Raw genomic sequence first — 23,517 nt, 5'->3', positions numbered from 1 at the left:
TTAATATAAGTCCCAATTTCCTTTTAAATAATATTTATAAAGAACAGGGTTATGAATACTATTTACTTCAATTTTACGCGCTTCGAAATTTTTATCGAGATACGTGTTTTTTCCGAAAGAAGTAATTAAACTCATGGCTTCGTGATTAATCCATTGAGTAGATATGTTGTTGAAATTTAAATTTTTTAATGTTGAAGAAAGATCGTCATAAGGAGATTGTTTTTGCCCTAAACTCCATCCCCATTCTCCCATAGTAACTACTTGATTGTGTAAAGTTGCTGTGTTGAATCCTGCTTTCTTCATCGTTTTTTCAATACATTTAAATGCTTTGGTAGCGAAATAGGGGCTTCCTGCTTGGGTTACAATCACGCCTCTATTTCGAAGAACTCGGTAGCAAGTTTTATAAAACTCAAAACTGTAAAGTCTAGAAAGTTCTATAGTTCGAGGATCTGGAAGGTCTATAATAATCACATCATAACTCGATTTATCATTGGTTAAATATTCATATCCATCTGCATTTACGATTTCAACTTTATCATTGTTTAAAGAGTTGTTATTAAGCTGAGACAGAATGTTATTTTCTTTTCCTAATCTAGTCATTTCTGGATCAAGATCGATAAGTTTAATCTTTTCTACAGTCGCGTACTTTAAAATCTCTCTAACTGCACAACCATCACCACCGCCTAAGACCAAGACGTTTTGTGGATGCGGATGTAAACGCATTGCTGGGTGAACCAAGGGTTCGTGATACATTACTTCATCTCTACTGCATAATTGTTGATTTCCGTTTAAATAAAGCCAAAAATCATCTTTCCATTCTGTAATAACTATTTTTTGATAAGCGGTCTGTTTAGAGAAAACTACTTTATCTTGGTATTTAGATTGTTCACCATATAAGATGATGGGTTCAGCAATAAAAAAACCACCCACTAATAAAATAAATAGGATACTAGAAATTGGGACTAATTTTTTCTTTTGTGAGGTAGAAAAAGCTTTCCAGAGTAATGTAATTAGTAAGCAAGCCACTAAGAAATTAGCTAGACCTAATACAAACGGAGTATACATTAAACCTAAAAGTGGTAAACCAATGAAAGCAAAAAATACACCCCCTAACAAACTTCCGTAGTAATCGTTTTCTAGAATATTAGAGATATTGAAGCGCAAATCTTCAAAATCATTGTTTATTCTAATTACTAAAGGAACCTCTAGGCCTATAAGCAAGCCAATCGCTATTGCTATTAAGTAAATGAGCAGGCCATAAGCCTCGGTATATGCTGCGCATAAGTATATAATTAATGGAGAAAATGCTACAATAAGCGATAAAGTAAACTCTATTAATAAAAACTTATTTAATAGGTTATTATGAAGAAACTTACTAAACCTACTACCTAATCCCATAGAAAATAGCATCAATGAGATGATCATAATCCATTGAAAGATAGAATCTCCCAGAAAATAAGTCGCTAGCGTAGAAAGTATATATTCTGCAACAACTCCAGAAAAACCAGTAGCGAAAATGGCAATTTTTAGTAAAGTAGATTTTTTACTGAAAACCTTCTTGAAATCTATCATTCTAATTGCTTTATAAACACCAAGTAAGAAGAATTGCTCCACCAATGTAAGCAAAACCTTCAATTAATGAAGCTCCGATATTCGGCTTTTCTTGATTGATGATTTCTTCAGTTAAATTTGCGCCAGGTAATAGAATTTTATCTGTTAAATACCTCATTAATGGAAGAAGTAATAAGCCAATCAAAATTTCTGCTCCTGCTTCATAAACCACATCGGTCCAATCTTCAAATACTCCTGAGATACCGAATTTAATGATAATAGAAATTGCTATAAGTGCTCCGGCATAACCAATACCTACCGCAAAATTATCTTCTTCTAAGTGTTTATGAATATTATAACTAGTGATCATATTATATACTCGAGTCGTGATAATGAGTACAACTTGACCAATTGCCCAAAAAATAAGAGTTGAAATTATGCCGTGTAGTAATGAATACCCTTCACCACTTATAGCTCCAAAAATTATTAAACCCGAGCCTATAGAAATTGCTCCCTCTATAACACCTACACCAACATTCTTATCTTCTATAATTTCTTTTTTAATTGAAAAATGCCTTAGAATTATTTTATCTGAAATTATAATGGATAGATTTAGTAAAATAATACCTAATACACCATAACTAAGTATATCGATGACATCATTTACTAATCCCTCTGAAGGGCCTATAATACTGCCACCAATTATTATTAATAAACCCGATAAGTAACCTAGATGTGAAAGAGTAAATGCTAGATTATCTTTAATGACTAATTCTTGTTTTAGAGAAATGTCGCGATGTACGAGTTGATATATTTTCTTTCCTATGAAGAAAATAAAGAATGCTAAGACAAAATAAATGAGTCCGTTATAAATTAATGTAGAAATTTCTGATAATGTCATTTTCTTATTTTTTATTTACCAAAGCCTCCGCTTCTTGATCTGTAAGAAGTGCTTCTTGAAGATCTTGATGCACTACGTGCTCTGCGGGCGCTAGAAAGTTTCACTTGACTTCTTACTTTGTTTTTAAAGCTTTGGTCTTTACTATTCCAAGAACTTTTTCCTGTATAAGTACTAGTGCCGTAAACTTTTCTGCCATTGGGACCGTAATAACTTCTACCTGAATAGTTTGTGCGATAATCATTATAATAATCTCTTCGGTAAGGATTATTGAATCTATTAAATACATGGGAAAGAAACATATATCGACCATAAAACTCCCAAAAAGAATGCCCGTTATGCTGCCTCCATTGCCCGTATTGGCTATTACCTACATAACCACGATAACCTGCAGGAACAGTTTCTTCGTGTACTTTACCATTTTCTTTAGTAACCAGCTCCATTCCTAAATCATCAATATGTTTATTAAAATAGGTGGAGGTTACAGGGTACCATTCTGTACTTTCTACGAGCACGGTATCTTTTCTTTCTTTTAAAATTTGATATTTATGAAGGTATTTTTCAGAAGACGTATTTAGATTTTTAGCGTCCATGTCTTCTAAAATGATACTGTAATTTTGCTCATTTTTAAGTTTCCCTTTTAAAATAGCAATAGGAGTAGGACTAGCAGGGTTAGAATGTGATCTATTTCTACAAGATTGGGTGATAAATGAAACAACTAAAAGAGCTGCAATTATCTTTGCGAAATTTTTCATAATAAATATTGGATTATTTTACGGGCAAAATGTTACTAATTTCAAACTCTTTTACTACTTTAGCTAGACTACCTTCAAATTCATTTTTAGCCCATTGTTCAATAGTTAAAATATTTTGAGAATTTTGACCAATCAAATCCCAGCTAATTAACTCTTCCCAATCGCTCTGCTTTCTAGCGGTATCTAAAAAGTATCCAGGAGATTCTTCTTCCAAAACAAAAGTTTCATCTTGATAGATTATTTTCTGAGGTGGCTTTTGATTATTAATAAGTTCGGTAGATAGATTTTTATCGATTTTACTAAGCTTTATTTTTTTACCTAACGTTAAAAGTAACTCATCGTCTTCTTCGACTCCTAAAAATAAGGTTTGGCTACCATTACTAATTTTATACTCTAAGGTATAAAAATGATTTCCCCAATCATATTTATAAGTATTAAGCACCTCCCAAGAACTAAGATCGTAATCAAAAATAAATCCGGTTTTTAGATCTTTAATCCCAATTCTTATACTATCGTAAGAAGGCTCTTTTTCTTTTGAAAATAAATTTTTTAAAAAGCCCATGATTATGAATCTTTAAGTTGTTTTTTTAATGCTTCTAATGAAGATTCTGCACTAGTATCAGTATTATCTAAGGCTTGATCAATTTCGTCGTCAACACTTTTGCCTTGTTTAGCAATATCACCGTAAGCCTCTGCTAGAGCTTCTTCTTCGGCCACTTTTTCTTTCATTTTTTCTAACATACTTACTGTTCCGCTGCTATCAATTCCTGAAACTTGTTTATTTATTTTCTTGGTAGCTGCACTTACTTTAGATCTTGCCTTTAGCGTTTTAAGCTCGTTTTCGTACTTAGAAATTGTAGATTTTAGATTCTGAATATTAGATTCTAGCTGAGAAATGTTACCATCAAATTTATTAACCTCTTCTTGATGAGTTGCTGCCTGCTGCTGAGCTTGATCTTTTTTCTTTAAAGCTTCTGTAGCAAGTCTATCGGCTTCCGTACTATCTATAGCTCCACTTTCAGCTTTTTTAAGAATGGCAACAGCTTTTTGTTGATAAGATTCTGCTCTAGATTTACTTTCACCTAATTCTTTTCTACTTCTAATGGCTATCGCTTTAACTTCAGCTAAAGCCTGTAAACTATTGTCTAAATCTTTTTTTAAGTCTTTTATACCTTGTTCGGTAAGTTTTATAGGGTCTTCTAATTTATCAATTGCTGAATTGGTTTCAGCCTTCCCTATTGTAAAAAGTCGTTTAAAAATTCCCATGGTTTGTTATTTTGAAAAAGCTATAATATTACCTGCGTATTCACTTAGTAGTAATTCTAATGAATATAAAGTAGCTTGTAATTCGTTAAAATCTAAATTTTCTAATTGTAAGGTATCTCTAAAAAATACTTTTTGTCCATTGTCGTCTAAGGCAAAGGCTCCGTGAATAATATCACGGTTTTTTATGAGTAAACTCTCAATTGTTGCTAAATTTTTGTTTTTGATGTCGAATAAATAAACCTCTATAATAAGTAGAGGATCTTCGCAGTCTATAATTAAGTTAGTGATCCCTGCTTCTAAATTTTCGGCGATAAAGAGCTGTTCAGCTTCATTTTCTTTGATAATTGTATATTCTAAATCTAGTAAAAATGTTTTTACTTTATTGAAGTGATTTTCCATCTTTGATAAAATTTCTATAAAACTAATGGTTTTACCTTAAACACGTATAAGGTCTTAAACTTTTATTAAAAAAATGTGTTAATGCTTCTATGTTTAAGTATTAGCAATCTATATTTATCCATTATGAGTAAAGAAAATATAACTACCGAAAGCGGCGTTTCCATTCAGATACCCGTAAAAATAAGATTAGAAGCTTTGGAGAAAGTACTTCAAGATAAATTGGTTGGGTTTAAAATTCAGAAAGAAGAAGATGGAGCAAAACAATTCGGTGAAATCTTATCGATTAATTTATCTTCAGGAATAGATGATTACGGTTTATGTATTCAGCAGGAAATTTTAATGAAAACATTTCTGTTTAAAAATAAGAAAATAGGTTTCAAGATGCAGCTTAATTTTGAATATAATCAAAAAGACCAAGAATTAGTTATTAAAAATTATAAAGTTGAAGGAGAAAAAAAGTCTTGGCTAACCAACATTTTGATTAATGTGGTGATGGGGTTATTGTTTAAAAAGAAACTTTCTAACAATTTTAAACTTGAATTGACTCCAAAAATATCTGAGTTGCTCAACCAAATTAACGATAAACTTAAAAATATTTTGGAAGTAAAAAAAGGAATTAATCTATTTGGAGCTATCGATACTTTTAAAGTCAACGATCTCTATTTTAAAGAAGATGGATTAGTAGCTTTGATAAATATACAAGGAAATCTTGCGGCAGAAGTTTCTGAAATAGAACTCTCTAATTAAAAATTCGTAGTCAATATTTGATTTTTTTATTAACGATGCTAAATGTAATTTCAGATTTTATTATTGAATAATTCATTATAATTGAGGGTTAGACTGTATGATGTTGAATATAGTAAGATTAAAAGTTTTTTTTTCTTATATATTTGTTGTGAAATTGAAATCAATTTTATAACCAACTATATTATTTATTATGAAAAAATCAATTTTTATCTTCTTTATGTTTTTATCAAGTTTTTTAAGTAGGGCACAAGAGAAAATGAATAATCAATCAGTGCTTGACTTATTAGATTTAGGGTTTGAGAGTGAAGTCATAATGGCGAAAATAAATTCTTCTTCTGTAGATTTTGATACATCTATAGAACAGCTTAAATTTCTTAAAGAAAAAGGAATTTCTTCTGATGTTTTAGCTTTAATGATAGATAAATCTAAAGTTGAAATTGAAACAGGAGTATTTTATTATGAAAACAATATACTAAAAAAAATTAATCCTTCTGTTTTTGCAGGGACTAAAACAAATGCTCTTGGTGCAGCTTTTTCTTACGGGATAGCTTCTGCTAAAATTAAATCTTATGTTAACGGTAATTCATCTTCAAATAAATTAAATAAAGATAATTTAACGTTTATCTTTCAATTTGATAATAAAAACAAAAATGATTTAGGTAGCGTTAATTGGTGGTTTAGATCGGCTTCTTCTCCAAAGGAATTTGCATTAACAAAACTAAAGGAAAAAAGAAATAGAAGAGAACTAATAACGGGCAAAGTTACTGGAATTACAGCAACATCACAAATGGGGGTTGATGTAAGAGATACTATTAATTTTTTGATTGAAGATTTAGAAAATGGTAGGTTTAAAGTAACATTAAAAGAAGCTTTAGAAACGGGAGAATATTGTTTCTTTTTTCAAGGAACAGTCCCAATGGGTGGATTTAATAATCAATCAATTTTTGATTTTTCAGTAGAGTAATTCTTTAATTTTTCACCTATAAAATGAGTAATAAACTATTATTTTCGTCAACCAAGAGTTGATAAGGGATTTTATTCTATTTTCAAAAAAATATATTGGTAAGGCTTTGATTCAAGTAGAGAGTGATTCCACTTAAAATTATGATTAGAGAATTGAATGATTTTGATAAAAATAGATCAACAGTCAATTTAAGTATAGGTAATTTGTTTAGTACGAAACGAAAAAGTGAAAATTATTGGACTCCTGAAAAATAAATATTAGATGAATAAAATCTCTTGGGGAATTATAGGTTGCGGTGATGTTGCTGAAGTAAAAAGCGGACCTGCATTTCAAAAATGTGAACATTCAGAATTACTTAGTGTGATGCGAAGAGATCTGGAGAAAGCTAAAGATTTTGCATCACGTCATAAAGTACAGCATTGGACGAATCAAGTACATGAAATTTTAAATAATCCTAAAATTAATGCGGTTTACATTGCTACGCCGCCGTCTTCGCATTTAGACTACGCATTAAAAGCCCTTGAAGCTGGAAAGCACGTGTATTTAGAGAAACCTATGACGTTGAATCTAGCAGAAGCTTTGCAATTAGAAATAGCTTTAAAAACTTCGAAAAGTAAATTGGTGGTTGCGCATTACCGAAGAAAACTTCCGTTGTTTTTAAAAGTAAAAGAATTACTAGATCAAAATGAAATAGGAAATGTTCAATTTGCAGAAATTAAACTTATTCAGCCTAATCATGATAAATTGACTGTAGAAACGCCAGAAGATTGGCGGTTAAATACCGAAATTTCTGGAGGTGGATATTTTTACGACTTAGCTCCACATCAACTCGATTTACTGATTCATTTTTTTGGTAAACCAAATCAAATAGATGGTTTTGCTAGTGGTCAATCAAATCTTCATACAACAAATACTACCGTAAACGGTATTTTGAAATTTAATAACAACATTCATTTCCAAGGAGTTTGGGCTTTTAATTGTGAAGTTGGAAAACGAAAAGATTCTTGTGTGATTTACGGAGATGAAGGTGTGTTAGAGTTTTCTTTTTTCGGAGATCAACTTCAGCTAATCACAAAAACACACCGTGAAACGTTCAGTTTCAAAAACCCGAAACATGTACAGCAACCCATGATCCAATCTGCAATACATTATTTTTTAGAGAAAGAAGCAAATCCTTGCTCCGTTACAACAGGCTTAGAAGTCATGAAGATTATGGAAAAATTCACAAAATCTTAAACAATAAAATTTTCGAAAAAGGTATAGGGAGAATTCTTATAAAATCTTTAATATTGTTATTAATGATTTCTTTGAGCTATTTTATTTGTTAATTCTTCATTTTCAATGTAAAAAAAATGAGAAATATTGAAATGATGAAAAAACATTTATATATTTGTGTAATCGATTGCACAAATTGATTTAGTTAAGAGCAATTCAGGTAAGCTCAGGATGCAAATCTTGACCTAATATGAATACCTTGCTAGTATTAATAAAAATTTCGAATTAAAAACACCTAAAATCATGACCACATCAGAATTTAGATACGCGCATCATCCAGAAGATGTCAAAAAATATACAACAGATCAACTTCGTGAGCATTTCTTAATCCCGAATTTGTTTGTGAAAGATGAAATTAAATTAACTTACACTATGTACGACCGCTATATTGCTGGTGGTGCATTTCCGGTAGATAAAGCATTAAAATTAGAAGCTATCGATGAGCTAAAAGCAGAAAACTTTTTAGACCGTCGTGAGCTAGGAGTGATTAATGTTGGTGGTAAAGGGAAAGTAACGGTAGATGGTAAAGTTTACGAAATTGGTCACCGTGAAGCTATTTATGTAGGTAGAGGATCTAAAGAAGTAATTTTTGAAGCTACAGAAGAACAGCCTTATTTTTACATCAATTCGGCACCTGCGCATAAAGCAAATCCTACTAAAAAAGTAACAAGAGCTGAAGCTGAGATTGTAGAGCTGGGAGATACCAAAACATCCAATAAACGTGTGATTAATAAACTAATCGTAAACAGTGTTGTAGAAACTTGTCAACTTCAAATGGGGATGACAGAACTTCAAGAAGGTTCAGTTTGGAACACGATGCCACCACATACACACGAACGTAGAATGGAGGTTTACTTTTATTTCGATTTAGAAGAAGGGCAAACTATTAGTCATTTTATGGGACAACCACAAGAGACTCGTCACGTGTTTATGAAAAATCATCAAGCCATCATTTCGCCAGAATGGTCTATTCACGCAGGTGCAGGAACTTCAAACTATACTTTTATTTGGGGAATGGCAGGTGAGAATTTAGATTATGGAGATATGGATAAAGTAACGCCAGACGAACTTAAATAAAAAGCAATTATGAGTTTATTTAGTTTAGAAGGAAAAACAGCCTTAGTAACCGGATGTAAACGAGGTATCGGTTTCGCCATGGCAGAAGCTTTAGCTGAAGCTGGCGCAAATATTCTTGGTGTTTCCGCTTCTTTAGAATTACAAGATTCTAAAATAGAAAAGCGAATTAAAGAAATAGGAAGAGATTTTAAAGCCTATCAATGTGACTTTTCAGATCGTAAATCGCTTTATGCGTTTATAGAAAAAGCAAAAGCTGAAAATCCAAAAATTGATATTTTAATCAATAATGCGGGTACGATTATGCGTAAACCGGCAGCAGAACATCCCGATGAATATTGGGATAAAGTGATTGAAGTTAACCAAAACGCGCAATTCATTTTAACTCGAGAAATTGGAAAAGAAATGATTAAGCGTGGTTCTGGTAAAGTGATTTTTACTGCTTCGTTGTTAACCTTTCAGGGAGGAATCACTGTTCCTGGTTATGCGGCTTCAAAAGGGGCAATTGGTCAATTAACGATGGCTTTTTCTAACGAATGGGCTAGCAAGGGAGTAAATGTAAATGCAATTGCACCGGGTTATATTGCTACCGATAATACGCAGGCTTTACGAGAAGATGAAGATCGTAGCGAAGCAATTTTAGCCAGAATCCCTGCAGGACGTTGGGGGCAACCAAAAGATTTTAAAGGACCTACCATTTTCTTAGCTTCAGAAGCTAGTGATTATATGAGTGGTAGTATTGTTACCGTTGACGGTGGCTGGATGGGAAGATAATTCTTCTAAAAATTGAAATTTAAAAAAATGAGTACAAAAACATATATTACCGATAATTTTTTGTTGGAAAACAAATTCGCAGAACAACTTTACCATTCGTATGCGAAAAGCCAACCTATTATAGATTACCATAACCATTTACCTCCGGCTCAAATTGAAGCCGATACGCAATTCGAGAATATTTCTCGCGTATGGTTAAATGGCGATCATTACAAATGGCGTGCAATGCGAACTATGGGAGTAAACGAAAAGTTTATTACAGGTGATGCAAGCGATAAAGAAAAATTTGAAGCTTGGGGAAAAACAGTTCCGCATACACTTAGAAATCCATTATACCATTGGACGCATTTAGAATTGAAACGTTATTTTGGTATTGATGAATTGCTGAATGAGAACAACGCTTCTTCCATTTATGAAAATGTAAATGCACAGCTTCAGCAAAAAGAGAATTCGTGTAGAGGTTTGTTGAATAAGATGAATGTAGAGACTTTATGTACGACAGAAGATCCTACAGATAATTTAAAGCATCATCAAGCTATCAAACAACAAAATATCGGGATTAAAGTTAGTACCGCTTTTCGCCCAGATAAATCAATTTTAATTGATGCTGAAGGTTATACCGATTATTTAAAAGAATTAGGAAAAGTTGCAGAAGTAGATATTCAGAGTTTTCAAGATTTAAAAGATGCGTTATTAAAGCGTGTTGAATATTTTGATGCAAACGGATGTAAATTATGCGACCACGGATTAAATTCAATGTCGTTTTCAGAATTTACAGATGCTGAAGTTGATGCTGCTTTAAAAGCTAAATTAGCAGGAAAAACTGTTTCTTTAGAAGATGCTGAAAAATTCAAAACGGCTTTATTATTATTTTTAAGCGAAACATATCACAAATTTGGTTGGGTACAACAATTTCATTTAGGTGCGCTTCGTAACAATAACAAGCGTATGTTGGCACAATTAGGTCCAGATACAGGTTGGGATTCTATTGGAGATTACAGTCAAGCTGAAAAATTATCTCAGTTTTTAAATACTTTAGACGGTAAAGATAAATTAACAAAAACCATTTTGTACAACCTAAATCCTGCCGATAACGAAGTTTTTGCCACTATGATTGGTAACTTTAACGACGGTAGTATAAAAGGAAAAGTACAGTGGGGTTCTGGTTGGTGGTTTTTAGACCAAAAAGACGGAATGGAAAAGCAGATGAATGCGCTTTCTAATATGGGTTTAATTAGCTGTTTTATTGGAATGTTAACCGATTCTAGAAGTTTCCTTTCGTTCCCAAGACACGAATATTTTAGAAGAGTTTTATGTAATCTCTTCGGAAAAGAAATGGTTTCAGGTGAATTACCACAAGATATGGAGTTGGTAGGAAAAACCATTGCTAATATTTGCTACGGAAACGCCAACGATTATTTCAATTTTTAGATGAAAAATTCAACTCAACATAAAAAAATTGTCTCTTTCGGAGAAGTTTTAATGCGATTATCACCTGCGGAAAACAGAAAGCTTCCGCAGGCAACATCGATGGATTTCTACTTTGGAGGAACAGAAATGAATGTAGCGGCTTCGCTTGCTTATTTTGGCGAAAAAACACAACAAGTGACTAATGTCTCAAACGATTTAGTAGGTGATGCTGCTATTGCTGCTATGCGCCAGTTTGGCATTAATGTATCGGCGGTCAATAAAGTAGATCACCCACTTGGGCTTTATTTTTTAGAAGTAGGTTCTGGGCTTCGAGCTAGCAAAATCGCTTATAACCGTTTACAAGGAAGTTTTGCCAATATTATACCAGAAAGTGTAAATTGGGAAGAAGTTTTAGAAGATGCTGGTTTTTTACATTGGACGGGGATTTCTCCTGCAATTTCAGAAGGTGCTTATCAAACTTTAAAAGAAGGCTTGCAAGTAGCTAAAGCAAAAGGAATAGCAGTAACCGCAGATCCTGCCTATCGTAGTAATCTTTGGAAATACGGTAAAGATGGTCACGAAGTCTTAAAAGAATTAGTAGGGATGTCTACCATATTTATTGGTGGCGTTAATGAAATTAATGAGATTTTAAAAACTGATTTTAATTTTTCTAAGGAAGGATTTATTGCCGCTAGTAAAGCGTTGATAAAAGAATGTCCTTCCGTAGAAAAAGTGTTCGATAAAATACGAGAAGGAGTAAGTGCAAGTTGGCAAAAAGTTTATGCTCATGCTTGGACAGGTTCAGAATATATCGAAACACAACAATTAGAAATTACCAATGTAGTAGATCGAATAGGTACGGGAGATGCTTATGCAGCTGGACTTATTTATGGATTACTTCATTTTGACGATCAAAAAGCAATAGAATTTGCAAACGCAGCTTGTGCTTTAAAACATACCATTTTAGGTGATGCTAATTTGGTAAGCCCTGAAGAAGTTTTAGAAGTAGCGGAAGGAAGTACCGGCGGAAGAATAAAAAGATAGATTTAGAAAGTCAGATATTAGAATATAGACCTTAAGCTAAATTATAGTAATCGTCACTTCGATTGATTTTAATGAAGCGCAAGCGGAATTAAAATAGTATCGAGAAACAATTTTTAGGTCATCTTGAATTTCTTTCAGGATCTCATTCTGTCGATCATGTAATGTGATTTCGTTCTAAAAACAGAATCACAAATAGTAAATAAATTAATTTATAACCATTAATAAATGGCAACATATTCAAGAATAGCAGTCGCACAACAAATGAAGGAAACAGGTATCGTTCCTGTCTTTTACCATGCAGATGTACAGACTTGCAAAGAGGTATTAAAAGCTTGTTACGATGGTGGAGCTCGTGTATTTGAATTTACCAATAGAGGTGATTTTGCACACGAAGTTTTTACCGAATTAGTAAAATATGCCAATAAAGAATTACCAGGAATGATGTTAGGAGTAGGTTCTGTAATAGATGCTGCAACCACCGCATTATACCTTCAATTAGGGACAAATTTTATTGTCTCTCCTTTAATTAATGCTGAAATGGCTACAACCTGTAATCGTAGAAAAGTAGCTTGGATGCCGGGTTGCGGATCTGTTACGGAAATTAACTACGCACAAGAATTAGGAGCAGAGGTTGTAAAGATTTTTCCGGGTTCTCAAGTAGGCGGACCATCATTTGTAAAAGCAGTAAAAGGACCGTTACCTTGGTCTAGCATTATGCCTACAGGTGGAGTTTCACCAACTGAAGAGAATTTAAAAGAGTGGTTTGAAGCAGGTGTTCACTGTGTTGGAATTGGTTCTAAACTTTTTATTAAAAATGAAGAAGGAAATTTCGACTTGAACAAAGTGCAAGCAAAGGTGAGTGAAGCTATTCAAATTGTAGAAAGCTTAAAGAAATGATTTCATTCAAAAAGAAAATAGCAGTAGCAGCACTTTTAGTTTTTACCTTAGTTTTTTCAGCTTGTAAAAAAGATGAGCAAACTAAAGTAATTCGCTTAGGTCATGCTTTAGATGTTTCACATCCAGTACATAAAGCCATGAAATTTATGGCAGACCGTATTGAAGAAAAATCTGATGGAAGGTTAAAAGTAGATATTTATTCAAGTCAGCAATTAGGTTCAGAAAGAGAGCTTATTGAGCTTTTACAAATCGGTAGTTTAGGAATGACTAAAGTTTCAACAGGAACTTTAGAAAATTTTGCTCCAGAATTAAAAGTTTTCGGATTGCCTTTTTTATTTAAAGATCGTCAGCATCGCTTTAATGTTTTAGAAAGCGAAATAGGCGAAAAACTTTTAGAGTCTAGTGTACGAAATCGATTGAAAGGATTAACTTTCTACGATGCGGGAAGTAGAAGTTTTTATAGCACTAAACCATTAAACTCTCCACAAGATTTAAAAGGACAAAAGGTGAGAGTAATGGAAAGTCAAACGGCGATGAATATGGTGAAATATTTGGGAGGTTCTCCTACACCAGTAAGCTGGGGAGAATTATATACTGCCTTACAACAAGGTATTGTAGATGGTGCAGAAAATAATTTGCCAAGCTTTTATTTATCATATCACTACGAGGTTTGTAAGCATTTTATGGTCGATGAGCATACTGCGCTTCCAGATGAACTTTTAATTGGTACAGTAGTTTGGAATAAGCTTACTGAGCAAGAACAAAAGTGGGTAAAAGAAGCTGCCATGGAATCTTCAGAATATGAAAAAGAAATTTGGAGAGAAGCAGAACTACATGCATTAGAAGAAATTAAAAAAGCAGGTGTAAAAGTAACCTATCCAGAAAAAGAACAATTTAGAGAAATGGTGCAACCCATGTATGATAAATTTAAGGAAGATCCTGAATTGAAGAAAACCATAGAAGCTATTCAAGCTATTAAATAATATTGATTCATGAAAAAAAGTTTAGATAAAATACTGGGAACGGTTTTAGTCTTTTTAATGGCTTTGATTGTAATTGCTGTTTTATGGCAAGTATTTTCTCGATATGTATTACAAAATCCAAGTTCATTTACCGAAGAAATTGCTCGGTATCTAATGATTTGGATCGGAATTTTAGGAGCGGCTTACGCTTCTGGACAACAAGAACATTTAGCAATTAATATACTTCCGCCTAAGTTAAACGAACGAAATCGTATTCGTTTACGTGTAGGGATTAATATTTTAATTATTGCTTTTTCTTTATTTGCCCTAATTATAGGAGGAGGAAATCTAGTCTATATTAGTTATTTACTAGGCCAAACTTCTGCAGCTTTACATTTACCGCTATCGGTGGTTTATATTGTTTTGCCTATAAGCGGATGTTTAATAATTGTATATAAATTAAATGAAGTGTTTAACAGTAAAAAGTATTTAGTATGATTGCCGAAATTTTATTGTTAGTTATTTCATTTTTAATACTCTTAAGTTTAGGAGTTCCTGTAGCTTGGTCTATTGGTATTTCTTGTTTATTAACTTTAGTAGTATCTATAGATTCTCTTGCGGCATTTACCACAATGGCGCAACGTATGGCCACAGGATTAGATAGTTTTTCTTTATTAGCAATTCCATTTTTTATTCTCGCCGGTCAAATTATGAATCAGGGCGGGATTGCTCATCGACTCATTAATTTTGCAAAAGCACTCATAGGCTCACTACCTGGAGGTTTAATTTATGTGAATGTAATTGCAGCCATGCTTTTTGGTGCAATATCAGGATCAGCAGTTGCGGCAGCATCTGCGATTGGAGGGATTTTAGGACCACCCATGGAAAAAGAAAATTACTCTAAAGAATTTGGAGCGGCAATAAATGTGACAGCTTCCACTACAGGCTTAATTATACCGCCTTCAAACGTACTCATAGTCTATTCATTGGCTAGTGGTGGTGTTTCTATCGCTAGTTTATTTTTAGCAGGTTACATTCCAGGTATTTTAATGGGATTGTCGTTAATGCTAGTAGCAGCGGTATGGATTAAAAAGAAAAAATATCCATCTGGGCAAAAAACAAACGTAAAAAGAATAGGGTCTACTTTTTTAGATGCTTTACCAAGTTTATTATTATTAGTGGTAGTTATTGGAGGTATTGTTTCAGGAATTTTTACAGCTACAGAAGCCTCAGGAATTGCGGTTTTGTATACGTTAATTTTAGCTGCGATCTACAGAGAAATTAATCCGAAGAAATTATTTCAGATCTTTTTAAGTTCTGTAGTCACTACATCTATTGTATTGTTATTAATTGCCACCTCAATGGGAATGTCTTGGGTAATGTCTTTTGAAAATATACCGCAAACAGTAAGTGATGCTTTGTTAGGTTTAAGTGATAATAAATATGTTATTCTCATTATCATTAATTTACTCTTACTTTTTGTAGGAACGTTTATGGATATGACTCCAGCCATACTAATCTTTACACCAATCTTTTTACCTATTATGGAAAGTTTAGGAGTAGATCCCGTTCACTTCGGAATGATTATGGTGATGAACTTATGTGTTGGTTTATGTACACCACCAGTAGGTTCTGTACTTTTTATAGGAGTAGGAGTCGCAAAAACCAGCATTCAAAAAGTAATTAAGCCTTTGCTACCCTTATATGTAGTGATGGCAATTGTACTTATATTAGTTACCTACATACCACAAATTAGTCTGTGGTTACCAAGTTTATTTGAATAAAAAATAATTAGCATTCATAAGATGGAAAGATTAACAAGAAAAAATACAAATATCACGACAACTTTACCAATAAAAGTAGTTCAGTTTGGCGAAGGAAACTTTTTAAGAGCCTTTGTCGATTTTGTAATCGATAAATTAAATAAAGAAGCAGATTTTAATGCTGGTGTAGCGGTAATTCAGCCTTTATCCGGCGGATTAGTAAAAATGCTCAATGAACAAGATGGCTTATATAACTTGTTTATGAAGGGCGTAAAACAAGGTAAGGAAATACAAGAGCAACGCACAATTTCGTGTATTCAGAAAGGAATTAATCCTTACACAGATTACAAAGAATATTTAAAATTAGCGGAAGAAGAAAGCTTAGAATTTATAATTTCTAACACCACAGAAGCAGGGATTGCTTACGATGAAACCGATACTTTAGAAGGAACACCGCATAAGAGTTTTCCTGCAAAACTAACGGCTTTATTATATAGAAGGTTTAAACATTTTAATGCAGATATAACTAAAGGATTAACGATTATTCCTTGTGAATTAATCAATTATAATGCCGATACATTGAAGAAAATAATTCTTCAGTATGCCGAATTGTGGAAATTAGAAGCAGATTTTGTAACTTGGATCAATCAAAGCAATAGCTTTCATAATACATTAGTAGATCGTATTGTTCCAGGTTATCCAAAAGACGATATCGATGCGTATCAAAGTCAGTTAGAATTTGAAGATACTTTAATTGTTTCCTCAGAAGTATTTTTACTTTGGGTAATCGAAGGAGGAGAAGCACTAAAAGCTAAAATTCCATTCGATAAAATTGACGAGAATATTTTAATAGTGAAAGATATGCAACCATACCGAACTAGAAAAGTTCGAATCTTAAATGGTGCACATACCACGATGGTTCCTTTTTCGATTCTTTTTGGGAATGAAACCGTAAAAGAAACCGTAGATCACGAGTTTACAGGAGCGTTTGTTAAAGAAGCAATTTTTAAAGAAATTAATCCGACACTTTCTTTATCTAAAGACGAATTAAAAACTTTTTCTGAAGAAGTGTTAGACCGTTTTAGAAATCCTTTTATCAAACACCAATTGGCGAGTATTGCTTTAAATTCAATTTCAAAATTTAAAGTAAGAGTATTACCAAGTTTATTAGCTTTTCAAAAAGATTGTAATCGATTACCTTTGCATCTTACTTTTGCATTTGCTTGTCTTATAAGATTTTATAAAGGAGAATGGAATAACCATACGCTACCAATTAAAGACGATGAAGCTGTAGTTGCAGAGCTTAAAAGAGTTTGGGAATTGCATAGTTATCAAGAGATTAGTGAAGCGGTATTGAAAAACGAAAAATTTTGGGATCAAGATTTAACTCAGATACCAGAGTTAAAGAACCATATAGCAATGGCTTTAGAACTTATTGAAACCAAAGGTATAAAGGAAGGTTACCAGCAATTTTCAGAAAAGGTTGAGGTAGAATAATTACTGAAATATTTCAGTTTAAAATTGAAGAAGATGAAGAATAAACTCATAAAAGTACATCCAGATGATAATGTAGCCATTGCCTTAGTCGATTTATGGCAAGGAGATAAGCTTACTTTTGAAGGTGAAGAAATCATTATATTATCGGATGTAAAAGCCAAACATAAAATCACGATGGTCGATTTAGCGCCAGAAGATAAGATTTTTATGTATAGTGTATTGGTCGGTAAAGCTACTGAAAGTATTAAACGCGGTGATGTGCTCACAGTAGATAATGTAAAACACCAAGCCAGTAGCACTTCAGGTAAAACAGAAACCACAAGTTGGACGGCACCAGATATTTCAAAATGGAAAGACCGTACCTTTAATGGTTATCACCGTAATGACGGTCAGGTAGGTACACAAAATGTTTGGTTGTTCTTTCCGTTAGTATTTTGTGAAAATAGAAATGTAGAATTGCTAAAAGATGTTTTTGAAAAAGAACTTTCTTTTCACAAATCTAGTAAACAGCGAAAATTACTTCGAAATTTAATTAGCGGAGAAAATATAGAGTTAGCTGAAGATAATACCCCAGATGAAGATCCTATTTTTGATAATGTAGATGTGCGTTTTATAACACATCAAGGCGGTTGCGGAGGTATTCGGCAAGATTCTGTCGCTTTATCAAAGCTATTGGCGGGTTATGTAAATAATCCTAATGTAGCTGGAGCAACGGTGTTGAGTTTAGGATGCCAAAACCTTCAGATTGATATTTTTCAGAATGCGTTAGATGCTATTAATCCAGATTTAGATAAACCCATTTTAATTTACGAACAGCAACAAGAAGGAACTATAGATGATATGCTAGCTAAAATCATTAAAGATTCTTTTGACGGAATTAAAAAAGCCAATGAAATTCAACGTAAACCAGCACCCTTGTCTAAACTAAAATTAGGATTAGAATGTGGAGGTTCAGATGGTTTTTCAGGAATTTCAGCAAATCCATCGTTGGGCTACGCATCCGATTTACTTTCAGCCTTAGGAGGTTCACCTATTTTATCAGAATTTCCAGAGTTATGTGGTGTAGAGCAGGAGTTGGTGAACCGTTGTGTAGATGAAGAAAAAGCAAAACGTTTTTTAAAATTAATGCGTGCTTATGAAGATTCTGCAGAAGCAGCTGGTTCAGGTTTTGATATGAATCCGTCTCCTGGAAACATTAAAGACGGCTTAATTACCGATGCAATGAAATCTGCTGGAGCCGCAAAAAAAGGAGGAACATCACCTATTCAAGATATTTTAGATTACGGAGAGTATGTGACCAAACCAGGATTAAATTTATTGTGTACCCCGGGTAATGATGTAGAAAGTACAACGGCAATGGTTGGCTCTGGTGCTAATGTAGTGGTTTTTACTACCGGATTAGGCACACCTACAGGAAACCCAATTTCACCCGTAATTAAAGTCGCTTCCAATTCAATTTTAGCAGGAAGAATGCCTGATATTATCGATATTGATAGTGGTGGTGTAATAAAAGGTGAAAAAACCATAGAAGAAATGGGCGAAGAAATTTTAGAATATATTGTATCGGTAGCCAGTGGTGAAACCATTTCTAAAGCCGATCAGAATGATCAAAACGACTTTATTCCTTGGAAACGAGGAGTTTCTTTATAAGCTCACGATTAGAAGATTCTCTAATATTTAATTTGGGAGTAAGAACCACTTTCTTTTCAATACTAAGTGTCTTGCTCCCTTCTATTTGTTCTAAAAAGACTTTGGCAGCATTTCTACCCATTTCTACGGGAGTTTGATCTACAGAGGTTATGGGTAATTCCATATATTTGGTAAAAGGTTCGTTACTAAAACCAACCACACCAACTTCTTCTGGAACTTTAATGCCTTTCCTTTTTAATTCTTGAATAGCTCCTAAAGCTGCATAATCACTAGCAGAAAATATAGCATCGGGCTGTTCTGATAAATTCCATAAATCATTAATAGCAGTCGAACCAGATTCTATTTTACTATTTACTTGCATACTGAATTTAGGGATAGCCGTTACATCATAATCTTTCATAGCTGCTAAGTAACCTTCATGCCTATTTCTATAAATTTCTAGATTTAAATCTCCAGAAAAATGAGCAATTTTTTTGCATCCTTGTTTAATGAGATGCTCTGTGGCTAAATAACCACCCTTAAAATCGTCTATAACAACAGAGCTAATTCCGTCGATATTCTTCTTCCTATCAAAAAATATTAAAGGAGTATTTTCTTTAACCACTTTTTCAATATGTTTGGTATCTTGAGTTGTTTTTGCAACAGACATAAAGATACCATCTATTTGTGTGTTTAAAAGCGTATTTATTTGTTCAATTTCATTGTGAACATCTTCATGGGTTTGACATATGATCACGTGGTAACCGTGAGGAGATAGCTCTTCTTCAATACCTCTAATTACACTAGAGAAAAAACTTCTGTTAATATAAGGAACAATAACCCCAACATTATTAGTCTTCCCACTTTTTAGAGCTTGTGCTAAACGATTCTGCTTATAGTTCATCTCGGCTGCAGTTTTTAACACTAATTCTTTAGTCTTTAAACTAATTTTAGGGTTATTATTAAGCGCTCTAGAAACAGTAGCAGCACTAATGTTTAATTTGTTAGATATATCGTAAATGGTTATTTTTTCTGCCATTTAGTAATTTTTATAGATGTAATCGATTGTATTTTTTATACAATCCAGTTATCAAAGAGGTACAAGATAATATTTTTTTTAGTATTACTTAACAATATGGTAATTTTTGCATCTATGTAATGTTTTATTAATAGTATTAATTCTTTAATTTAACTTTTTATTAATTTTTATAAGTTTTTTTTTGGATATTGGTAATAAATATATACTTTAGTGCAATCGATTACAACTGTTATATTCTGAACAGGTAATTCTATAAAATGAGATTTATATAATTGAATACTTAAATTATGAGAAAAAAATCTACAATTAATAATTTTCAGTGTGTTTTAGCTGCGCTGATGATTATTCCATTTAATCTCTCTGCGGTTAACACCAAAGTGATAGCTAAAGAAGAAATTACAATTCTTTATCAGCAAGAACTAACAATAAGAGGTACTGTGTTAGATGATCAAGGTGTACCATTAGTAGGCGCAACCGTGATGGAACAAGGTACAACTAACGGAACTACTACTGATTTTGATGGTAATTACGAAATCGTTGTAGCTAGTCAAGAAAGCATTTTGGAATTCACGTATGTTGGTTTTCAGAAGGTTACACAGAAGGTTGGTGAAAAAAGAAATTTTGATGTTAGCTTAGAAGCTGAAACTAATCAGCTTGAAGAACTGGTAATTGTAGGTTATTCTCAGGTTTCTAGAGAAGAGCTTACTTCTGCAGTTTCTTCTGTAAATCAAGAACAAATAAAAGATATGCCTGTAAATAGTGCTGCGGAAGCTATACAAGGGCGTTTGGCTGGGGTAAGAGTAACTCAATCTGAAGGAGCTCCTGGGGCTGAAGTTAATATTCGAGTTCGTGGAGGAACTTCTATTACTCAGGATAACAGTCCATTATATATTGTAGATGGTATTCAGGTAGATAATGCCTTGTCTATATTATCGCCTCAAGAGATTGAAACTATCGATGTTTTAAAAGATGCGGCTTCTACCTCTATATATGGGGCGCGTGGTGCTAACGGTGTAGTGCTAATTACAACAAAGGGGGGTAAAGCAATGCCTACTCAAGTAAACTATAATACATATGCGGGGGTTAGAAAGATTGTGAATAAATTAGATGTAATGAATCCTTACGATTTTGTACAATATCAGTATGGTCTTTATAACTTTCCTGGAGATGAGCAATTAGCTAGCACTTTTGTAAATAGATATGGTCAATATCAAGATTTAGATATTTATAAATCTATTGAAATGCAAAATTGGCAAGAAGAGGTTTTTGGTAGAGATGCTTTTAATCAGACTCATAACCTTACCGTTACAGGTGGTACTGCTAAAACAACATTCAGTTTAGCTTTAAACCATGTGGAAGAGGAAGGGATTATGCTAAAATCGGGCTATAAAAGAAGTATGGCTAACTTTAAATTTGATCATAAAATTAGTGATCGAGTTAAATTTGGTGTAAATTCAAGATATAGTAGAAGAAAAATTTCAGGAGCCGGAACATCAAATACAGGTTCTCAAGGTTCAAATAGATTAAGAAATGCAGTAAGGTATCAGCCGTTTATTGGTCCTAATAACGATGATTTTGTAGATGTATTTGATCCTAACTATGCTACCTTAACAAATTTAGTGAATCCGTTGAAGTTGGTGAATAACGAAATTCAGGATGATTATAGAAACGATTTAATTTTAAATAGTTTCTTAACATTTGACCTTACAGATAACCTGACATTTAAATCTGTTCTTGGTTATGTTCAGAATGATCGTAAAGTAAATAGCTTTAATGGTAAAGTGACTAGTGTTGCTAGAGCAAATGCAGAAATGCCAGTAATAGATTTAAGAAGAAGTCAATCTAGAAGAATAACTAATTCTAATACTTTAAATTTTTCTAAAACGTTTTCGGGAAAACATCGTTTAGATGTATTAGTGGGACAGGAAACTGTAAAAACTGACGGAGAGTCTGAAAGAATGTATATTAAATGGTTGCCAGAAAATATAAGTCCTCAACAAGCTTTTGCTGGAATTCAAAAAGCTACGCCTCCAGACGGTATGGTGCAAGATGCTCCAGGGAGTTCAGTATCAATAGATAGATTGTTGTCTTTCTTTGGTAGAGCACATTATTCTTATAAGAAAAAATATTTAGCGACAGTTTCTGTAAGACGAGATGGGTCAAGCGTTTTTGGTGAAGATTATAGATATGCAACATTCCCTTCTGTTTCTTTAGCTTGGAATGCTTCAAAAGAAGATTTCTTGAAAGATTCAAATTTCTTATCTAATCTTAAACTAAGATTAAGTTATGGGGAATCGGGAAATAATAGAATTCCAGCATTTTTATATCAAACTTTTTATGATACTTCTAGTGACTATGGTTATGCTTTTGGGCAATCAATAACGCCAGGAGCAGCGCCTCCATCAGAGCTAGCTAATCCAAAAGTAAGATGGGAATCTACCGTATCTAAAAATGCGGGTATAGATTTTGGATTCTTTGATGATAGAATATACGGAAGTTTAGATGCTTATATTACAGATACAGAAGATTTGTTATTAAGAGCAAAAATCCCTCAGACGAGTGGGTATGATTATCAATATCAAAATTCAGGAAAAACAAGAAATAAAGGTTTAGAATTAACTTTAGGGGCAAGTATTATTAATACTGAAAATTTTGGATGGAATGCTAACTTTAATATTTCTACCAATGATAATAGAATTATAAGTTTAGGAACAAATACTGCAGGAGAAGATTTAGAATTTTACTATGAAACTTCGGGTTGGGTAAATAATATTAGAGATTTTAAAGTTGAAGTAGATCAACCTGTAGGTCAGTTTTACGGTTACGTTACAGAAGGTTTTTACGATTTAGACGATTTTAATTACGATGCTTCTACACAAAGCTACACTTTAAAAGAAGGAGTGCCTAGTTCTAGTGCTGCAGCATTAGGTGCTAGAGGTGTTAATCCAGGAGATTTAAAACTTAGAGATTTAAATGATGACGGAGTAATTGATGATGACGATAAAAAAGTATTAGGGAATTCTCAACCTGACTTTTTTGGAGGTTTAAATCAACAATTTAGATACAAGAATTTTGATTTAAGTATGTTTTTTAATTTCTCTTTAGGAAATGATGTTTATAATGCTAATAAAGTAGAATTTACAACCCAGTATTTATATAGAGATAATAATATGCTTACTTCTGTTAACAATAGTTGGAAATGGTTTGATGCAAATGGTGTGAAAGTTACAGACCCTCAAGGATTGGCAGAATTAAATCAAAATACAACCTTGTGGACTCCACCTGCGGGACAATATATTTTACATTCTTATGCAATTGAAGATGGATCATTTTTAAGGTTAAGTAACTTAACTTTAGGATACTCGCTTCCTAAATCTGCATTGGATCAATTAAAATTTATTTCTAACTTTAGAATTTATGGAACAGTAAATAATCTATTTACAATTACAAATTATACAGGTTATGATCCTGAAGCAAACACAAGAAGAAGTAATCCATTAACTCCTGGAGTAGATTACGCAGCTTACCCAAGAAGTAGATTTTATTTAGCAGGATTAAATGTTACATTTTAAA

General features: G+C 32.9%; 21 protein-coding genes. 14 read left to right on the top strand and 7 right to left on the bottom strand.

Translation table 11 applies throughout. The annotated features are described in order from the left end of the window. The 6 genes from KW502_RS08265 to KW502_RS08240 are packed head-to-tail and all read right to left on the bottom strand — an operon-like array spanning position 1 to position 4,869. Positions 1-1,572: a polyamine aminopropyltransferase gene (locus KW502_RS08265; protein WP_219040078.1), complete on the bottom strand. Its 1,572-nt coding sequence runs from the start codon at positions 1,570-1,572 to the stop codon at positions 1-3. Positions 1,573-1,582: 10 nt separating this feature from the next. Further along, entirely contained in the window at positions 1,583-2,452 is an 870-nt protein-coding gene (locus KW502_RS08260; RefSeq protein WP_219040077.1) for a DUF350 domain-containing protein, read from the bottom strand. A gap of 11 nt (positions 2,453-2,463) precedes the next feature. Beyond that, positions 2,464-3,204, bottom strand: a complete 741-nt coding sequence (locus KW502_RS08255; RefSeq protein ID WP_219040076.1) for a hypothetical protein — start codon at positions 3,202-3,204, stop codon at positions 2,464-2,466. 13 nt (positions 3,205-3,217) lie between these two features. Next, entirely contained in the window at positions 3,218-3,766 is a 549-nt protein-coding gene (locus KW502_RS08250) for a DUF4178 domain-containing protein (RefSeq protein ID WP_219040075.1), read from the bottom strand. A 2-nt stretch (positions 3,767-3,768) separates the two neighbouring features. Further along, positions 3,769-4,470 (bottom strand): PspA/IM30 family protein, encoded by a 702-nt coding sequence (locus KW502_RS08245; protein ID WP_219040074.1) that lies wholly within the window; start codon positions 4,468-4,470, stop codon positions 3,769-3,771. A 6-nt stretch (positions 4,471-4,476) separates the two neighbouring features. After that, a complete protein-coding gene (locus KW502_RS08240; RefSeq protein WP_219040073.1) occupies positions 4,477-4,869 on the bottom strand; it encodes a type III secretion system chaperone family protein in 393 nt (130 codons plus the stop codon). 123 nt (positions 4,870-4,992) lie between these two features. Between KW502_RS08240 and KW502_RS08235 the strand changes: the two genes are divergently transcribed. The 13 genes from KW502_RS08235 (at position 4,993) to KW502_RS08175 (ending at position 18,926) form a co-directional block, all read left to right on the top strand. Beyond that, positions 4,993-5,616, top strand: a complete 624-nt coding sequence (locus KW502_RS08235; protein WP_219040072.1) for a DUF4403 family protein — start codon at positions 4,993-4,995, stop codon at positions 5,614-5,616. 190 nt (positions 5,617-5,806) lie between these two features. Further along, positions 5,807-6,580 carry a hypothetical protein gene (locus KW502_RS08230; RefSeq protein WP_219040071.1) on the top strand — a complete coding sequence of 258 codons (774 nt, stop codon included), beginning with the start codon at positions 5,807-5,809 and terminating at the stop codon, positions 6,578-6,580. A 261-nt stretch (positions 6,581-6,841) separates the two neighbouring features. Further along, positions 6,842-7,816, top strand: a complete 975-nt coding sequence (locus KW502_RS08225) for a Gfo/Idh/MocA family protein (RefSeq protein WP_219040070.1) — start codon at positions 6,842-6,844, stop codon at positions 7,814-7,816. A gap of 282 nt (positions 7,817-8,098) precedes the next feature. Then, positions 8,099-8,932: a 5-dehydro-4-deoxy-D-glucuronate isomerase gene (gene kduI, locus KW502_RS08220; protein WP_219040069.1), complete on the top strand. Its 834-nt coding sequence runs from the start codon at positions 8,099-8,101 to the stop codon at positions 8,930-8,932. A gap of 6 nt (positions 8,933-8,938) precedes the next feature. Continuing rightward, complete coding sequence (locus KW502_RS08215) at positions 8,939-9,703, top strand: SDR family NAD(P)-dependent oxidoreductase (RefSeq protein WP_219040136.1); 765 nt, start codon at positions 8,939-8,941, stop codon at positions 9,701-9,703. Between the two features lie 27 nt (positions 9,704-9,730). Further along, positions 9,731-11,134 carry a glucuronate isomerase gene (gene uxaC, locus KW502_RS08210; RefSeq protein ID WP_219040068.1) on the top strand — a complete coding sequence of 468 codons (1,404 nt, stop codon included), beginning with the start codon at positions 9,731-9,733 and terminating at the stop codon, positions 11,132-11,134. Beyond that, entirely contained in the window at positions 11,135-12,157 is a 1,023-nt protein-coding gene (locus tag KW502_RS08205; protein WP_219040067.1) for a sugar kinase, read from the top strand. A gap of 225 nt (positions 12,158-12,382) precedes the next feature. After that, positions 12,383-13,054, top strand: coding sequence for a bifunctional 4-hydroxy-2-oxoglutarate aldolase/2-dehydro-3-deoxy-phosphogluconate aldolase (locus KW502_RS08200; RefSeq protein WP_219040066.1), 672 nt, complete (start codon positions 12,383-12,385; stop codon positions 13,052-13,054). Then, on the top strand, positions 13,051-14,037 hold the full coding sequence (locus KW502_RS08195) for a TRAP transporter substrate-binding protein (RefSeq protein ID WP_219040065.1): 987 nt from the start codon (positions 13,051-13,053) through the stop codon (positions 14,035-14,037). The genes KW502_RS08200 and KW502_RS08195 overlap by 4 nt, the downstream gene beginning before the upstream one ends. A 9-nt stretch (positions 14,038-14,046) precedes the next feature. Next, positions 14,047-14,514, top strand: coding sequence for a TRAP transporter small permease (locus tag KW502_RS08190; RefSeq protein WP_219040064.1), 468 nt, complete (start codon positions 14,047-14,049; stop codon positions 14,512-14,514). Beyond that, complete coding sequence (locus KW502_RS08185) at positions 14,511-15,800, top strand: TRAP transporter large permease (protein ID WP_219040063.1); 1,290 nt, start codon at positions 14,511-14,513, stop codon at positions 15,798-15,800. Before KW502_RS08190 ends, KW502_RS08185 begins: the two co-directional genes overlap by 4 nt. A gap of 21 nt (positions 15,801-15,821) precedes the next feature. Next, complete coding sequence (locus KW502_RS08180; protein WP_219040062.1) at positions 15,822-17,276, top strand: tagaturonate reductase; 1,455 nt, start codon at positions 15,822-15,824, stop codon at positions 17,274-17,276. A 33-nt stretch (positions 17,277-17,309) separates the two neighbouring features. Next, positions 17,310-18,926 carry a UxaA family hydrolase gene (locus KW502_RS08175; protein ID WP_219040061.1) on the top strand — a complete coding sequence of 539 codons (1,617 nt, stop codon included), beginning with the start codon at positions 17,310-17,312 and terminating at the stop codon, positions 18,924-18,926. On the opposite strand, the gene KW502_RS08170 is transcribed toward KW502_RS08175, so the two are convergent. After that, positions 18,895-19,944, bottom strand: a complete 1,050-nt coding sequence (locus KW502_RS08170) for a LacI family DNA-binding transcriptional regulator (protein WP_219040060.1) — start codon at positions 19,942-19,944, stop codon at positions 18,895-18,897. The genes KW502_RS08175 and KW502_RS08170 overlap by 32 nt on opposite strands. 287 nt (positions 19,945-20,231) lie before the next feature. Here KW502_RS08170 and KW502_RS08165 point away from each other — a divergent pair, with 287 nt between their 5' ends. Continuing rightward, positions 20,232-23,516, top strand: coding sequence for a SusC/RagA family TonB-linked outer membrane protein (locus KW502_RS08165; protein WP_219040059.1), 3,285 nt, complete (start codon positions 20,232-20,234; stop codon positions 23,514-23,516). Position 23,517: the final 1 nt, after the last annotated feature.

It is taken from the genome of Mesonia aestuariivivens (assembly GCF_019311235.1).
GTDB lineage: Bacteria > Bacteroidota > Bacteroidia > Flavobacteriales > Flavobacteriaceae > Mesonia > Mesonia aestuariivivens.
The sequence above is the reverse complement of the archived record's forward strand: the minus strand, read 5'-3'. Positions and strand labels throughout refer to the sequence as shown.

Bases quoted from the DNA above. Each gene is read 5' to 3' on its own strand.
- kduI (WP_219040069.1), top strand. From the start codon at position 8,099: ATGACCACATCAGAATTTAGATACGCGCATCATCCAGAAGATGTCAAA.
- KW502_RS08200 (WP_219040066.1), top strand. From the start codon at position 12,383: ATGGCAACATATTCAAGAATAGCAGTCGCACAACAAATGAAGGAAACA.
- KW502_RS08175 (WP_219040061.1), top strand. From the start codon at position 17,310: ATGAAGAATAAACTCATAAAAGTACATCCAGATGATAATGTAGCCATT.
- KW502_RS08230 (WP_219040071.1), top strand. From the start codon at position 5,807: ATGAAAAAATCAATTTTTATCTTCTTTATGTTTTTATCAAGTTTTTTA.
- KW502_RS08180 (WP_219040062.1), top strand. From the start codon at position 15,822: ATGGAAAGATTAACAAGAAAAAATACAAATATCACGACAACTTTACCA.
- KW502_RS08235 (WP_219040072.1), top strand. From the start codon at position 4,993: ATGAGTAAAGAAAATATAACTACCGAAAGCGGCGTTTCCATTCAGATA.
- KW502_RS08255 (WP_219040076.1), bottom strand. From the start codon at position 3,204: ATGAAAAATTTCGCAAAGATAATTGCAGCTCTTTTAGTTGTTTCATTT.
- KW502_RS08245 (WP_219040074.1), bottom strand. From the start codon at position 4,470: ATGGGAATTTTTAAACGACTTTTTACAATAGGGAAGGCTGAAACCAAT.
- KW502_RS08225 (WP_219040070.1), top strand. From the start codon at position 6,842: ATGAATAAAATCTCTTGGGGAATTATAGGTTGCGGTGATGTTGCTGAA.
- KW502_RS08190 (WP_219040064.1), top strand. From the start codon at position 14,047: ATGAAAAAAAGTTTAGATAAAATACTGGGAACGGTTTTAGTCTTTTTA.
- KW502_RS08260 (WP_219040077.1), bottom strand. From the start codon at position 2,452: ATGACATTATCAGAAATTTCTACATTAATTTATAACGGACTCATTTAT.
- uxaC (WP_219040068.1), top strand. From the start codon at position 9,731: ATGAGTACAAAAACATATATTACCGATAATTTTTTGTTGGAAAACAAA.
- KW502_RS08170 (WP_219040060.1), bottom strand. From the start codon at position 19,944: ATGGCAGAAAAAATAACCATTTACGATATATCTAACAAATTAAACATT.
- KW502_RS08240 (WP_219040073.1), bottom strand. From the start codon at position 4,869: ATGGAAAATCACTTCAATAAAGTAAAAACATTTTTACTAGATTTAGAA.
- KW502_RS08250 (WP_219040075.1), bottom strand. From the start codon at position 3,766: ATGGGCTTTTTAAAAAATTTATTTTCAAAAGAAAAAGAGCCTTCTTAC.
- KW502_RS08265 (WP_219040078.1), bottom strand. From the start codon at position 1,572: ATGATAGATTTCAAGAAGGTTTTCAGTAAAAAATCTACTTTACTAAAA.
- KW502_RS08185 (WP_219040063.1), top strand. From the start codon at position 14,511: ATGATTGCCGAAATTTTATTGTTAGTTATTTCATTTTTAATACTCTTA.
- KW502_RS08165 (WP_219040059.1), top strand. From the start codon at position 20,232: ATGAGAAAAAAATCTACAATTAATAATTTTCAGTGTGTTTTAGCTGCG.
- KW502_RS08195 (WP_219040065.1), top strand. From the start codon at position 13,051: ATGATTTCATTCAAAAAGAAAATAGCAGTAGCAGCACTTTTAGTTTTT.
- KW502_RS08205 (WP_219040067.1), top strand. From the start codon at position 11,135: ATGAAAAATTCAACTCAACATAAAAAAATTGTCTCTTTCGGAGAAGTT.